This is a genomic window from Paenibacillus montaniterrae (genome assembly GCF_018403185.1).
Classification (GTDB): domain Bacteria; phylum Bacillota; class Bacilli; order Paenibacillales; family Paenibacillaceae; genus Pristimantibacillus; species Pristimantibacillus montaniterrae.
In genome coordinates this window covers 193,809-208,207 of sequence record NZ_BOSE01000004.1, presented here as the reverse complement: position 1 = coordinate 208,207, position 14,399 = coordinate 193,809, and the positions used below count along the sequence as shown (strand labels likewise).

Sequence of the window (14,399 nt, the reverse complement as noted above, 5' to 3'; positions counted from 1 at the left end):
CGTTCAGAGATAGAGAGGGGAGAACAATAATGAAAGTCAGCAAGAAATTAATCGAAGTTAAACAGCAAAGCAGTTATGTTGATCTTACAACGGATGGAGCTATTTTCCGCTTGTATGCGCTTAGCGACAAGATCATTAGAGTTCGCTGCAGCTTTGAGCAGCAGTTTGCGCCAGAAGCTTCCTACGCCTTGGTTATGACCGCATGGGAGGATGGAATGGATCAGGTGGTTAAAGGCAGAAAGCGTGTCGAAGCGCTGCCGATCCAGCTTCAGGACCGTGGCGAGTGCTTGTCATGGGCTACGGAAAGCATCGAGCTGCGCATATACAAGGAACCATTTGCAATTGAAATTGCGGATCTGCAGGGCAATATATTGCATCAGGATATAGCGAATCGCAGCTATGTTGAGGACGACAGCAAACGCATTTATCATTATTCGCTCATGAAGGATGATGATTACTACTACGGCTTTGGCGAGAAAAGCGGTATGCTCAATAAGAAAAACCGCAGATTGCGCATGCGCAACGTCGATACGTTGGGCTACAACTCAGAGCATACGGACCCGCTGTACAAGCATATTCCGTTTTATATTAAATTTAATGGCAATGAAGGCGCTGCGACTGGCATGTTTTATCACAACACCTATGATTCGACCTTTGATGTAGGCTGCGAGCGAAGCGGCTACTGGCCGAAATATTCTTATTTTAGCGCCGATGGCGGAGAATTGGATTACTTTTTCATTTACGGACCGACGATTCAACAGGTTGTTAGTTATTACACCGATTTAACAGGTAAAAGCATGCTTATGCCTAAATATTCACTTGGCTATTTAGGCTCGACGATGTTTTATACCGAGCTGGAATCCGGCTCGGATGAAGCGATTATCGGATTTCTAGAAAAATGCAAGGAGCTAGGCATTCCTTGCGACGGATTTTTTATGTCATCAGGCTATACAACAGGCGAGGATGGGAAGCGGTATGTGTTCGAGTGGAATCCAAAGCGGTTTCCACAGCCGGCAAGCTTTGTTGCCAAAGCTGCGGAAAAAGGAGCCAGCCTGTCGCCCAATATTAAGCCAGGCATGCTGCTGACGCATCCGCTATATGACGAGTTTGCAGGAAACGAGCTGTATATTAAAGACGAGCATGGTCAAGCTCCGGTAAAGGAGCGTTATTGGGGAGGCACAGCTTCCTTCGTTGATTTCACCAATCCGGCAGCTCGTGAGAAATGGAAGCATTATATTAAAGAACGCCTGCTGCAAAACGGCATTACCTCTATCTGGAACGATAATAATGAGTATGAGATACAGCAAAGCAACGCTCAGTGCAGCTTTGAAGGGGAAGGCAAGCCGATTTCGGCCGTTTCGTCGATAATGCCTAATTTGATGGCTTTAACGGCTGTAGAGGCGATTCAAGAATATGATCCTGCTATTAGACCTTATGTCACTAATCGTGCAGGCTACGCTGGCATTCAACGCTATGCGCAAACATGGGCAGGCGATAATTATACAAGCTGGAACAGCTTGAAATACAATATTCCGTTAATCCTTGGCCTGGGCTTGTCCGGCGTTGCCAATCAAGGCTGCGATATAGGCGGATTTTTTGGACCAGCGCCAGAGCCCGAGCTATTTGTACGCTGGGTGCAAAACGGCATTTTCCAGCCAAGGTTCTGCATTCATTCCTCTAACACGGATAATACAGTGACGGAGCCATGGATGTATCCAAGCTATACAAAATATGTTCGAGATGCGATTCAGCTGCGCTATCAGCTTATTCCATACTATTATTCTCTGCTTTATGAGGCGTCGGTTTCAGGAGCGCCGATTATGCGTCCGCTAGTTTATGAGTTTCCGGCTGACCGCAAGGTATGGGAAGAGAGCTTTCAATTTATGATCGGCTCCTCGCTGCTAGTTGCGAATATTGTAGATCCAGAGGTTCGCAAGCATACTGTTTATTTGCCGCAAGGTACAGAGTGGATTGAATGGAAAACGAAAAAGCGCTATGCAGGCGGACAAACCATCGAGCTTGATGTCACGCTTGACAGCATCCCGATGTTCATTCGCAGCGGCGGCATTATACCGATTGCCAACGGCTTGATGAATATCCAGCAGGAGGCAATCAGCAAGCTGATCGTACTAATAGAAGGCTCGGAAAGCAATGAATTTATGTACTATGACGACGATGGCCAAAGCAATCACTATCAAGCGGGCCAGTACTATAAGTCCCATATTCACTTGCAGGCAGGGGAATCCACGATCATCTCGTTCCGCGGTGAAGGAGATTACGAGACTGCGATTGAGGAATATGAGCTGCAGCTTATTTGCAAAGAAAACAGTCCTGTTAAAATCGAGCTGAATGATGCTGTCATTCCGAGATTTTTGGATGAGAAGCAATGGGCCGACAGCGAGCTAGGCTGGTACTACAATATTGAGCAGAAGCTGGCACAAATCAAATACCGCAAGCCTGCGGGGGGGTGTCAGATTAAGGTTGATTTTACTGTAAAAGATCTAATCTCAATTTAGAGGTGGTTTAAAAATCCGACTTTGATGACGATGAGATTGCGTTGTAGCGTATTCGACGGCGAATATGTCACGCTACCGAAGGCTGCGGTGCTCACGTAGCATTTTTCCTACGCTGCGCTCCTCGCCTTCTAGTATCGTGCCATCTTCTTGGTCCTGAAAGCCGAATTTTTAAACTTCAATTGGAAGAGGTGGTTTAAAGCTGGACTTTGATGACGATGCGTTGCTTTGAAGCGTAGTCGGCGTCGAATCTTGAACGCTAGCGAAAACTGCGGTGCTCACGTAGCTTTTTGCCTACGCTGCGCTCCTCGTTTTCTACTAGCGTCCAAGCTTCTTGGTCCTGCCCTCAAAAAAAGCTCCAGCGGAGGAGCAAAGCATCCGAAAAACGAAGTGTGTCGCCTTTAATATCGTAATGCAACCTTTAAAAATTAAATAAGAGCATTACGATTTAAAAAGCGACTTGAGGATGCATTGCTCCGTAGCGCTGATTTAAAAAGCGACTTGAGGATGCATTGCTCCGGAGCGCTGATACGCAAAATAAAAGGCAGAGCATAATTGAACACTTTCGTTCAATTGCGCTCTGCCTTTATTTTGTATAAAGCACTAAAGCTGTTATATCGCTTTCCTTTGCTTCCAGCCCGAACATTACTGCGAAATAGACGATTGCGACAGCAACAATGCTGAGCGAAATCATCCAGCTGATGCTGCGGTGCTTGAAGGCGATGGTTATCGCGTACAGAACAAGCAGTGCTGCCGCAAGCAGCAGCAGATTGCTGCTGTTAAACGACCATACCAATTGCAAATCAGGGCTGAATGAGCCTTGATAGATGGCTGTGAATAGCTGTGAAGGTGTTTCTGTTCGCAGTGTTTCTACTACGTTGTGCGGAGGCGCTGTTTGCCCCATAATTGCGGTAAAGCCAAGCACCAGCAATGCTATGACGCTTTCTACACGAAGCAATGTGCGCTGTGACGGCATACTGCTGCTGCGAGCGTAGCGCGGGTATAGAAAGCCGTTGCTGAATGCCAGCCATAGCAACGGGATCAAAGCTGCATGCTTAAGCAGCATTAGTTGTCCATAATTGAGCATAAGTGCGTTGCTGTATTGCGGTGTTGTGTACGTCATCAGCGTAATGCCCGCGATTAGCGCGATTACGACGCAAATAACCGCCAGCGGTGAAAACCATCTCAGAAAGGCATGCCAGTTAAGATCATCTTTGGCGAACCAGCTTACAATAAACAGGATGCCAAGCCAGATCGCTACTGCAGTAAAATGACCGGTATGTACGATCAGCCCGTTGATGGCGTCAAGCGAAGCAACGTGACTGCCGTACCCAAGCCAAAATGTAAGGAGTAGGGTTAGCATTAAGGCGACCTTGGGCATATGGCGATCCTTGGCGAACACAGGCACGCCAACAATGATCGCCAGTCCTGCTGCGCCAAGAGCCGTCCACAGCCATGCTTTGCCAATTTGCAAATCGAGCAGTATGCTCTTCATCATGGCAATATAGCCAAGCTGGAAGGATTCCCCGTAGTCTATTGCCGTCATATGAAGCGGCACATAGGAAAGCAAAGGGATCGCAATGATTGCGCTGAGCAGCATTCCTTTAGGCACCTTAATTGTCGGCTTATAGCGAGCAGGCACATTGAGCAGCAAGCAGCTTCCCATTACGATGGCAAAGCTAATATACAGGAAAAATTCTGAGATGTACTGCATCTTATTTGCGCTTGCGCATTGCAAACACGACGACAACAGCTACAATAGCAACGACAAGGATGTAAGGCCACACAGGATTGCTGCTTTTCTCAGCTGTTTGCTCATCATCGCCAGTCTGATTATTTGCATCTGCAGTCTCGGTAGGAGTTGCTGATTCAGCTGGCTCATTTGTCGGTTCAACCTCTGGTGTCGTTTCTGGCTGCTCGCCTTCGGTATTTTCAGGTGGTGTTGGTTCTCCAGCTTCGGCTAGCTCAACCTGGAAGCTGTAGGAGCCTTCTACAGCATGTCCATCCTCACCAACAATCTTCCATTCCACGCTGTAGCTTCCATCGGCTAGCGAGGCTGTTACGTCGCCGCTAAGCGTATCGTTGTCTACTGTAATATTTTCAACTGGCTGCTCCTCGCCATTTTCGCTAACTACTTTAAATGTGCTGATCGATGAAATACTGGTGTTGAATGTAATCGAAATACGTTCGGGTGCTTCTGTAACTGTAGCGTTTTCCGCCGGGCTTGATTCAGTCATTTTAGAATGCGCAAAAGCATTCATCGGCATTAAAACAAAAAGAACACATAACAACATTAAAACCTTTTTCAACGGTAAATCCTCCTAAATGATCTCTTTAATTTTTTTGAAACTTGCCTCACAAAGCCATCGCTTCAAGCTGGTTTCCATATGCATTATATCAAATGTTGTACGGTAAAAATCAAATTTTCAAGTCGAAAGTTCGAACAAGTAATGAACAAACAAAAATATAGTAACCTTAGAAAGGTTGTAATAACACGCAAGCTATAGCGAATATATATGACGTAATCTGCAATATCAGCTATACATTAATCATGAAGGGAGGTGTATGCCATCTGGCAGCGACCGGGTGGCATAACTGGATTGGATGATCCCGCAATAGGCTGGACGATCCTGAACATAGGCGCGGCTTTCCTCGCATATAGCGCTTATTGGTTAATAAGTGAAGCGATGAGGCATTTGCAGCTGTCAAAATGGTTTAATAAGCCTGCACTGTTAGGTCTCAAGACGATTAGCCGCTTGTTTCCGCTAGGCTGTTTACTCGTAATTGGCGCGGCCATTCTGCAGTTGGCACTGCAGCTTGAGCTTATGCTTGGACAATTTACCGATAAGCTGGCTCTAATATGGCTCTTGCTGCCGCTGCTAGTATGTGCATTACTGGCGCTGGCGGGAGAGCAGGTAGTGCGGCGAGAGCTTATGCGGCGTATGCTTTCAATTGATAGCACTGACAAACAGCATACCGCACACATCAAGACTTCGTATGAGTCGAAAGCGTTGTCAACGTCTAGTGGAATGGTTGACTTTGGTGAAAAAACAGCGAGAGAGGTGATGACACCCAGACTTGATATGATTTGTCTGGAATGGAATGAAAGCTTTCAGCAACATATCGAAACCTCCATTGCTCATATGCGGACTCGTTATCCCGTAGTTCATGAAGATAAGGATGATATTGTTGGATTTATTCATATTAAAGATTTGCTGGCGATTTATGATGATCCGGCTGCACGCGAGCGGTGGCATAAATGGATCAGACCAATTATTACTGTACCGGAAAGCATAGAGATTTCTCAATTGCTGTCGATGATGCAGAAGAAAAAAACGCAAATTGCGCTTCTAATAGATGAATATGGCGGTACATCAGGCATGGTGACGATGGAAGATATTATTGAGGAAATCATAGGCGATATACAGGATGAATTTGATGAGGAAGAGCATACGATCGTGCAGCTGCAGCCGGATGAGTATCGCTTGAGCGCAATGCTGCTGATTGAGGAAGTGAACAGCTACTTTAACATTAATCTAGAGGTGGATGAAATGGATTCGATAGGCGGTTATATGTATGCCAACATTCAATTTCCTCCGCATATCGGGCAAAGCGTTGTATATGAGCATGAGCACTACCGTTATGTATTTACCATTGCTGAAATGGAGCAGCTTCGCCTTACTTCACTAACCGTGAAGCGCTACGCGAAGGAAATGCGCATGCAGGGCAGATAGCAATATCACCCGCTATGGGCCGATTCCGTCTCCGATTTTGTTCAAGGATGCAGCCAGGCTGCATCCTTGAACATGTATTGAGAAAACGGATTACTGCACCTTGTTAACTTTGTCAATGATGCCGCCGCCAAGACAAATGTCGCCGTCATACAAAACAACGGCTTGTCCTGGCGTAATTGCTTTTTGTCGCTCGGCAAATGTAATAAGCGCTTCGCCACCCGCCAGCTTTTGTACGGTAACCTGTTGATCAGGCTGACGGTAGCGGAATTTCGCGGTACATTGGATCGTTTCCGCGCTTTCGTCAGGCAATATCCAATTCATATTTGTTGCAAGCAAGCTTTCCGAGTATAGGCTTGGATGAGCATCTCCTTGCACTACATACAAAATATTGTGCTGCAAATCCTTGTCGGCAACAAACCATGGCTCGCCAGTGCCGCTGCCGCCAATTCCCAGTCCTTGCCGCTGACCAAGCGTATAATACATAAGGCCATCATGGCGGCCTTTCACCTCACCGCTCACGATATCGACCATCTCACCTGGCATGGCGGGCAAATATTGACTTAAAAACTGCTTGAAATTGCGCTCGCCTATAAAGCAAACCCCAGTGCTGTCTTTTTTCTTAGCCGTATATAGGCCTGCTTCCTCGGCAATTCTCCGAACCTCTGGCTTAGGCAAATGTCCGATCGGGAACATAGCTTTGGCGAGCTGCTGCTGATTAAGCGCATTAAGAAAGTAGGTTTGATCTTTGTTTTGATCGACGCCGCGAAGCAGCCGCGTTGTGCCATTCTCCAGACGCTCCACTCTAGCATAATGCCCGGTTGCCAAGTAATCGGCATTAAGCTCCTCTGCTTTTTTTAGAAAATCGCCAAATTTGATTTCGCGGTTGCACATGACATCAGGATTTGGCGTTCTGCCGCGCTTGTATTCCTCAAGAAAATATGTGAATACTTTATCATAGTACTGTTTTTCAAAGTTTACTGTATAATAAGGGATGCCGATTTGTTCGCACACGCGGCGCACATCCTCTGCATCATCCTCTGCACTGCAGTGACCGAATTCATCAGTATCATCCCAGTTTTTCATGAAGATGCCAATGACTTCATAGCCTTGCTGTTTGAGCAAAAGCGCAGCAACCGAGGAGTCTACACCGCCGGACATCCCGATTATGACTCGTTTATTGTTTGACAATGTTAACACCACCTTTAGATTAGGATGTTTAAAAAGCCCAACTTTGATGACGATGATGGGCGTTGCAGCATAGTCGGCGTCGAATCTTGTACTCAGCTCGTCCAAGCTTCTTGGTCCTGAAAGCCGCACTTTTTAAACTATATTCTTTTAAATAAAACTAATTGTATCATAGAAAATCAAGATTTTCATGATTTTGATGTTTGAAATAGCAGACGTTAGTAAATAGATATGATACCATATAAGAATAATGGGAATACAATGATTTTATAAAGGAGTACAATACATGAAAATTTCTACAAAGGGCAGGTATGGACTAACTATAATGATGGAGCTGGCTGCCAAGTTTGGCGAAGGTCCAATTTCACTAAAGAGTATTGCAGAAAAAAACAATTTGTCTGAGCACTATTTGGAGCAGCTTATTGCTCCGCTGCGCAACGCCGGGTTTGTAAAAAGCATTCGCGGCGCGTATGGAGGCTATGTGCTTTCCAAGGCTCCGTCTGAAATTACGACGGGCGATGTAATCAGAATATTGGAAGGGCCGATCTCTCCGGTTGATTTTACTGAAGAGGATGATCCGGCCAAGCGCGATCTATGGCTGAGAATACGCGACAGTATTGCGAACGTGATGGATTCGACAACGCTGGAGCATTTAATTAACTATAATGCAGAAGATAATCGCGATAGTAAAGAAGGCTATATGTTCTATATTTAATACTGCGGTGGAGTGAACAAAATTGATGAAGTCATTTTATTTTGACCATGCTGCCACGACGCCTATGCATCCAAGCGTAATTGAGACGATGGTTGAGGTGATGCAGCAGGGACCTAGCAATGCATCCAGCATGCATCATTACGGCAGACAAGCAAAGGCGCATTTGAATAAAGCAAGAGATACGTTTGCAAAGCATCTCGGCTGCAAGCCGAATGAGCTGACGTTTACCTCTGGCGGGACTGAAAGTGATAATTTGGCTATTATCGGCGCGGCCAGAGCGCAAGCGAAGAAAGGCAGAAAAGGTCTGATTACCTCGTCGATCGAGCATCATGCTGTTTTGCATACGATGCATTGGCTTGCCGAGCATGAAGGCTTCAAGCTGCATATTGTTCCTGTAGACGAGACAGGGCTAATTTCCATAGAAGCACTAAAGGCGGTGCTAGACGATTCGATTGGCGTCATCAGTATAATGCACGCAAACAATGAAGTCGGGACGATTCAGCCAATTGAGCAAATCGGCGAGCTGGCTCATCAGGCAGGGGCGCTGCTGCATGTCGACGCCGTGCAAACACTAGGCCATTCCTCTTATCGGCTTGCGGAGCTTCCTGTTGATTTAATGAGCTTTTCGTCCCATAAAATTAATGGACCGCAAGGAATCGGCGCGCTTTACATTGCTTCTGGCACACCGCTCGAGTCTATTTTGCAGGGCGGTTCGCAGGAAAGAAAACGTCGAGCAGGCACGGAAAATGTCGCAGGAATTGTCGGTTTTGCAAAAGCTCTTGACATTTGTGTGAACGAGTGTGAAAATTGGCAACCTTTTGTCAATGATTTACGTATTAGATGGGTAGAGCTGTTACAACAGGGTCTGGATCAAGACGCCATCGTCATTAACGGCCATGCGACGAATACTTTGCCGCATATTGTCAATATTAGCTTCATTGGGGTGGACACGGAAAGCATGCTGATGAATTTGGATATGGAGGGTATTGCTGCAGCAAGCGGCTCTGCCTGTACGTCAGGTTCATTGGAGCGCTCCCACGTCCTGAAAGCAATGGGGCTAAGCGAGGAAAGATTAAACAGTGCGATTCGCTTCAGCTTTGGCATGGGGAATACGATTGAACAGCTGGAGGAAGCAGCGCCGATTGTTATAGGTATTGTAAAACGCTTATACAAGACGGTCTCGCATTGACAATGATCGCAGCAGTACCTTCACATTCTATTTCTTCACTACTTTGATGCAGTAGCCTTCAACATTTTGGACATGCTATGTAGAGAGTATTGAAAGGATGATCCTTTCAAGCATTTCTTCAGCTTGGAGGCAACGAGCATGATTCGACTACAGCAACTGATCGGATTACCTGTAATTGTGATGGACACTGGCAAGCAAGTAGGCGTCGTTTTGGATGCATGGTTCGATGAGCATTGGCGATTGCAAGGCCTGGTACTTGAATATGCAAAATGGTTTGCTATAAAGGTTCGAACCGTTCCGTGGAGCAGTGTTTTATCTTGCGGCGAAGACGCAGTTTTTATCAAAGACGAGTCGCAATTGATGACAAGCAAGAGGCAGCTCTTGCAGCGCGGCTTTAGTACAGGTGTCATCCATTTAAAGGATATGCCGATCATTACGGTGACAGGATCGCAACTTGGACGTGTATCGGATGTATATTTTCATCCATTACAGGATACACAGATAGTAGGTTATGAGCTAACAGATGGTTTTGTTTCAGATCTTATGGAAGGTCGAAAATGGCTCAAGGCTCCAAGAAATATGCAAGACATATTGCTTGGTCAAGATGCGATTATCGTTCCTGCTGTTAGTGAATCAGAATTGGAGCCAGTCGCAGCTTCCAATTTTAGAGGGTAGGGAGAAATGTGTATGAGATGTCCGAACTGTAACTCGAAAGATATAGGCAAAATTGGAACACATCAATTTTATTGCTGGGGCTGCTATATCGAATTAACAGTCAATGGCGATAAAATGTCAGTTTATCAGGTTGAAGAGGATGGAACGTTAAGCTCACTGGACGATTTGTTTTTTGAAGAGCCTCCAACCGCTGATGTGCATATGAACAACTAAATCACCACTTATATAGTCTAGCTAAACGGCAACTGTTACGGTTGCCGTTTTTTGTGCTGAATACGAATACTTGTACATATAATGACACAGAATAGCTAGAATGAAGGTGGTGAGTAGCGTGGACAGGTTTACAAAAAACCGTTTTTTTATTGTTTTAATTTATACGATCCTGCTTTTATTTGTCGTCTACTTTCTTCTACTGCTAAAGCCGATATTGCTGACGATCTTCTCATTTTTAAAGGCTGTGCTAGGGCCATTTATTGTAGCGATGATTATTTCTTACATATTAAATCCCGTTGTAACGATGCTGCATGAGCGCAAGGTGCCAAGAACAATAGCTGTGCTGTTGATTTATGCCGTGTTTTGCACAATCTTTACGGTACTGCTTGTCAATGTAATCCCGATGTTTATCGATCAGATGCAGGAGCTGAACAAGCATTTACCGGAGCTGTCGATGCGGGCGCAAAGTTTGGTCATTGACATTAACAACAATTCAATGCTGCCGGAAAGCTTCCGTGAAGGAGTTAACAAGTCGCTTGTTCTGCTTGAACGACGAATTTCCGAGACGCTGCTCACCTTTGTGAACAATATAGGTGGAATGGTAAATGCTTTATTTGTCGCATTTGTTGTGCCATTCCTTGCTTTTTATATTTTGAAAGATTTTGAAGTATTCGAGCGGGCTGTCATTAAATATGTGCCGAAATCTCATCGCAAAAATACAATTCGTCTGCTGAAGGATGTAGACACTGCACTCGGCAGCTATATTCGTGGACAGCTGCTTGTGTGCGTCATTATCGGAACCTTCGCATATATTGGATATTTGCTGGTCGGTATGCCGTATGCCTTACTGCTTGCCAGCATTGTCGCGATTACGAATGTCATTCCGTACATCGGACCGTTTATTGGCGCTGCGCCAGCGCTGCTGATGGCGTCCACCATCTCCTTGAAAATGATGCTGCTAGTAGTCATCGTCAATACTGTCTGTCAAATTCTGGAGAGCAATATTATTTCGCCGCAGGTGGTTGGCAGAACGCTGCATCTTCATCCGCTGCTCATTATATTTGCTGTGCTGGTCGGAGGGCAGCTTGCGGGCGTGCTCGGGATGATTCTTGCTGTGCCAATCTTTGCCTCGGGAAAAGTGATTGTTCAGCATATGTTTGCCTACTATGTACGAAGGAAAATTATTTGAAAGCAACATTTGACAGTCCTTCTGGCTCTAGCTATAATTTGTAAAGATGTACATGCTAAAGCGTTGATGAAAACAAGTACGTCATAGCCCATTAGCCAGAGAGAGTGCTCCATTTGCAGAAATGGTTGGAAGAGCGCTTCTAGTGAAGAATGACGGAAAGCTATTTTCAGAGTGCGAGTTAAGCTCGCCGGGTGGACTCGTTATCGTCCGTGAAGGCGATTGCTCTTAATTGGAGCAATAACCAGGGTGGTACCGCGAACAATTATTCGTCCCTGTTTTTTTACAGGGACTTTTTTAATTTCAAGCAATTGCAAATGAAATGATATAAAACGTTTTGGGAGGAATCACACTATGAAAGCAAGTGAAATTCGTGCAAAATGGTTGGCATTCTTTGAAAGCAAAGGACATGCCATTGAGCCTAGTGCGTCGCTCGTACCGCATAATGATCCGTCTTTATTGTGGATTAATGCGGGAATGGCTCCGCTTAAGCCTTACTTTGACGGCAGAGTAAAGCCAGAAAATCCGCGCATTGCCAATTCGCAAAAATGTATTCGTACGAATGATATTGAGAATGTCGGCAAAACGCGTCGTCACCACACCTTTTTTGAAATGCTTGGCAACTTTTCAATTGGCGATTATTTCAAGGAAGAAGCAGTTACATGGGCTTGGGAATTTCTAACCGACAAGCAATGGATTGGCTTTGATCCAGAACGCTTGTCTGTAACGGTATATCCTGAGGACGAGGAAGCGTTCAAGCTGTGGAATGAGAAAATTGGCTTGCCTGCTGAGCGCATCTACAAGCTGGAGGAAAACTTCTGGGATATCGGGGAAGGCCCTTGCGGACCATGTACGGAAATTTTTTACGATCGCGGTGAGAAATACGGCGATTTGAATGATCCGGAATGCTGGCCAGGCGGAGAGAACGAGCGCTTCCTAGAAGTATGGAATCTCGTGTTTTCTCAATTCAACCATAACAAAGACGGCAGCTATACGCCGCTGCCTAACAAAAATATAGATACAGGCGCAGGCCTTGAGCGCTTTGCCTCGATTTTGCAGGATGTTGATTCCAACTTCGATACCGATTTGTTTATGCCGATTATTGAGCGTACATGCCAAATTGCAGGCGTAACCTATAAAGCGAAGGAAGATCAGGACGTAGCGCTTAAAGTTATCGCCGATCATATTCGGACTGTAGCCTTCGCAGTTGGCGATGGCGTTATGCCTTCCAACGAAGGTCGAGGCTACATTATTCGTCGTTTGCTGCGCCGTGCCGTTCGTTACGGCAAAGCGCTCGGCATCGACAAGCCGTTCCTGTATTCGTTAACCGAGGTTGTCGGACAAGTAATGGGCGAATACTATACAACAGTTGTTGAAAAGCGTGAATTTATTGAGAAAGTGATTCGTACGGAGGAAGAGCGTTTCCACGAGACGCTATCTGACGGTCTGGTGCTGCTTTCCAATTTGGTGGCAGAAGCAAAAGCGAATAATATTGCTGTTATTAACGGCGACGATGCGTTTAAGCTGTACGATACGTATGGCTTCCCGTTTGACCTTACTGAGGACTTTGCGCTTGAGCAAGGCATGACGGTAGATCGCGAAGGCTTTGATGCTGCAATGGAGGCACAGCGTGAACGAGCGCGCTCGGCGCGTCAGGATACCGGCTCAATGAAAGTTCAAGGCGGTCCTTTGGCGGATTTGACAGTAAATAGCGAATTTGTTGGGTATACTGATTTAGAGACAGCAGCTACCATTACTGCAATTGTTTTTGATGAGCAGCTTGTTGATGAAGTACCTGCGGGCAATTCCATTCTTGTCCTGCTCGATACAACGCCTTTCTATGCTGAAAGCGGCGGCCAAATCGGAGATCGCGGCGTCATTAAAGGCGACGGCTTCGTCATTGAGGTAGAAAATGTAACGAAAGCGCCGCATGGTCAAAATCTGCATCATGCAACGGTTGTAGAAGGTGTTGCCAAGGCGAATGCTGCCGTTACGGCAAGCGTAAGCAAATCGGTTCGTGAGGACATTATTAAAAACCATACGGCGACGCATTTGCTGCATAAAGCTTTGAAGGAAGTGCTGGGCGATCATGTCAACCAAGCGGGCTCGCTTGTTGAAGGAGAGCGTCTGCGCTTTGACTTCTCCCATTTCGGATCGATTACAGCTGAGGAGCTGGCTGACATCGAACGTCGGGTTAATGAGCAAATTTGGCTGGGCACGCCTGTCGTCATCGAGCAAATGCCGATCGATCAAGCTAAAGCAATGGGCGCAATGGCGCTGTTTGGTGAGAAATACGGCGATGTCGTACGCGTCGTTCAGGTTGGCAGCTATTCAATCGAGCTTTGCGGCGGCTGCCATGTAAGCAATACCTCTGAAATCGGCATCTTCAAGCTGCTCGGCGAAAGCGGAATCGGCTCAGGAGTTCGTCGTATCGAGGCAGTGACAGGCAAGCAAGCTTACTTATACTATGAATCTCAGCTTGACCTGCTCAAGCAAGCAGCTGCACAGCTGAAAAGCAATGTAGCTGATGTGCCAAAGCGGATTGACGCATTGCATGGCCAAGTGAAGGAGCTGCAGCGTGAAAATGAATCACTGCAAAGCAAGCTTAGCCATATCGAAGCAGGCAATTTGCTTGACGGAGTGGTCAAGGTTGGAGAAATTTCTGTTCTATGTGCAAAAGTAAATGCATCTAATATGGAAGCGCTGCGTAATATTGTAGATGAGCTTAAAGCAAAACTCCCTTCAAGCGTAATCGTTTTGGGAGCAGCGGCTGATGACAAGGTGAATTTGGCTGCCGCTGTTTCTCAGGATCTTGTGAAAAAAGGATTCCACGCAGGGAAAATTGTGAAGGAAGCGGCTCAGCATTGTGGCGGTAATGGTGGCGGTCGTCCAGACATGGCACAAGCAGGCGGTAAGGATATCGACAAACTAGATGCGGCATTGAAACTTGCTCAAGATGTAGTAGTTGAACAAGCAAATGTGATATAGT

General features: G+C 46.0%; 11 protein-coding genes. 8 read left to right on the top strand and 3 right to left on the bottom strand.

Translation table 11 applies throughout. The annotated features are described in order from the left end of the window. The first annotated feature begins 29 nt into the window (after window positions 1-29). A complete protein-coding gene (locus KJS52_RS12495; RefSeq protein ID WP_213515531.1) occupies window positions 30-2,516 on the top strand; it encodes a glycoside hydrolase family 31 protein in 2,487 nt (828 codons plus the stop codon). A gap of 583 nt (window positions 2,517-3,099) precedes the next feature. On the opposite strand, the gene KJS52_RS12490 is transcribed toward KJS52_RS12495, so the two are convergent. Beyond that, window positions 3,100-4,227 carry a CopD family protein gene (locus KJS52_RS12490; RefSeq protein WP_213515529.1) on the bottom strand — a complete coding sequence of 376 codons (1,128 nt, stop codon included), beginning with the start codon at window positions 4,225-4,227 and terminating at the stop codon, window positions 3,100-3,102. Between the two features lies 1 nt (window position 4,228). Further along, the gene (locus KJS52_RS12485) at window positions 4,229-4,822 is read right to left on the bottom strand and encodes a copper resistance CopC family protein (protein ID WP_213515527.1); all 594 of its coding nucleotides are present in this window, start codon (window positions 4,820-4,822) and stop codon (window positions 4,229-4,231) included. Between the two features lie 252 nt (window positions 4,823-5,074). Here KJS52_RS12485 and KJS52_RS12480 point away from each other — a divergent pair, with 252 nt between their 5' ends. Then, on the top strand, window positions 5,075-6,247 hold the full coding sequence (locus KJS52_RS12480; protein WP_213515525.1) for a CBS domain-containing protein: 1,173 nt from the start codon (window positions 5,075-5,077) through the stop codon (window positions 6,245-6,247). Window positions 6,248-6,337: 90 nt separating this feature from the next. On the opposite strand, the gene mnmA is transcribed toward KJS52_RS12480, so the two are convergent. Further along, complete coding sequence (gene mnmA / locus KJS52_RS12475) at window positions 6,338-7,444, bottom strand: tRNA 2-thiouridine(34) synthase MnmA (protein WP_213516148.1); 1,107 nt, start codon at window positions 7,442-7,444, stop codon at window positions 6,338-6,340. Between the two features lie 274 nt (window positions 7,445-7,718). Between mnmA and cymR the strand changes: the two genes are divergently transcribed. The 6 genes from cymR (at window position 7,719) to alaS (ending at window position 14,398) form a co-directional block, all read left to right on the top strand. After that, window positions 7,719-8,147, top strand: coding sequence for a cysteine metabolism transcriptional regulator CymR (gene cymR, locus KJS52_RS12470; protein WP_213515523.1), 429 nt, complete (start codon window positions 7,719-7,721; stop codon window positions 8,145-8,147). A gap of 25 nt (window positions 8,148-8,172) precedes the next feature. Then, window positions 8,173-9,336 (top strand): cysteine desulfurase family protein, encoded by a 1,164-nt coding sequence (locus KJS52_RS12465; protein ID WP_213515521.1) that lies wholly within the window; start codon window positions 8,173-8,175, stop codon window positions 9,334-9,336. A 138-nt stretch (window positions 9,337-9,474) separates the two neighbouring features. Further along, window positions 9,475-10,011 (top strand): PRC-barrel domain-containing protein, encoded by a 537-nt coding sequence (locus KJS52_RS12460; protein WP_213515519.1) that lies wholly within the window; start codon window positions 9,475-9,477, stop codon window positions 10,009-10,011. Window positions 10,012-10,023: 12 nt separating this feature from the next. Further along, the gene (locus tag KJS52_RS12455; protein ID WP_213515517.1) at window positions 10,024-10,224 is read left to right on the top strand and encodes a YrzR-like zinc ribbon domain; all 201 of its coding nucleotides are present in this window, start codon (window positions 10,024-10,026) and stop codon (window positions 10,222-10,224) included. A gap of 118 nt (window positions 10,225-10,342) precedes the next feature. Beyond that, window positions 10,343-11,413, top strand: a complete 1,071-nt coding sequence (locus KJS52_RS12450; RefSeq protein WP_213515515.1) for an AI-2E family transporter — start codon at window positions 10,343-10,345, stop codon at window positions 11,411-11,413. A 351-nt stretch (window positions 11,414-11,764) separates the two neighbouring features. Further along, a complete protein-coding gene (gene alaS / locus KJS52_RS12445) occupies window positions 11,765-14,398 on the top strand; it encodes an alanine--tRNA ligase (protein ID WP_213515513.1) in 2,634 nt (877 codons plus the stop codon). The last annotated feature ends 1 nt before the right edge of the window (window position 14,399 follow it).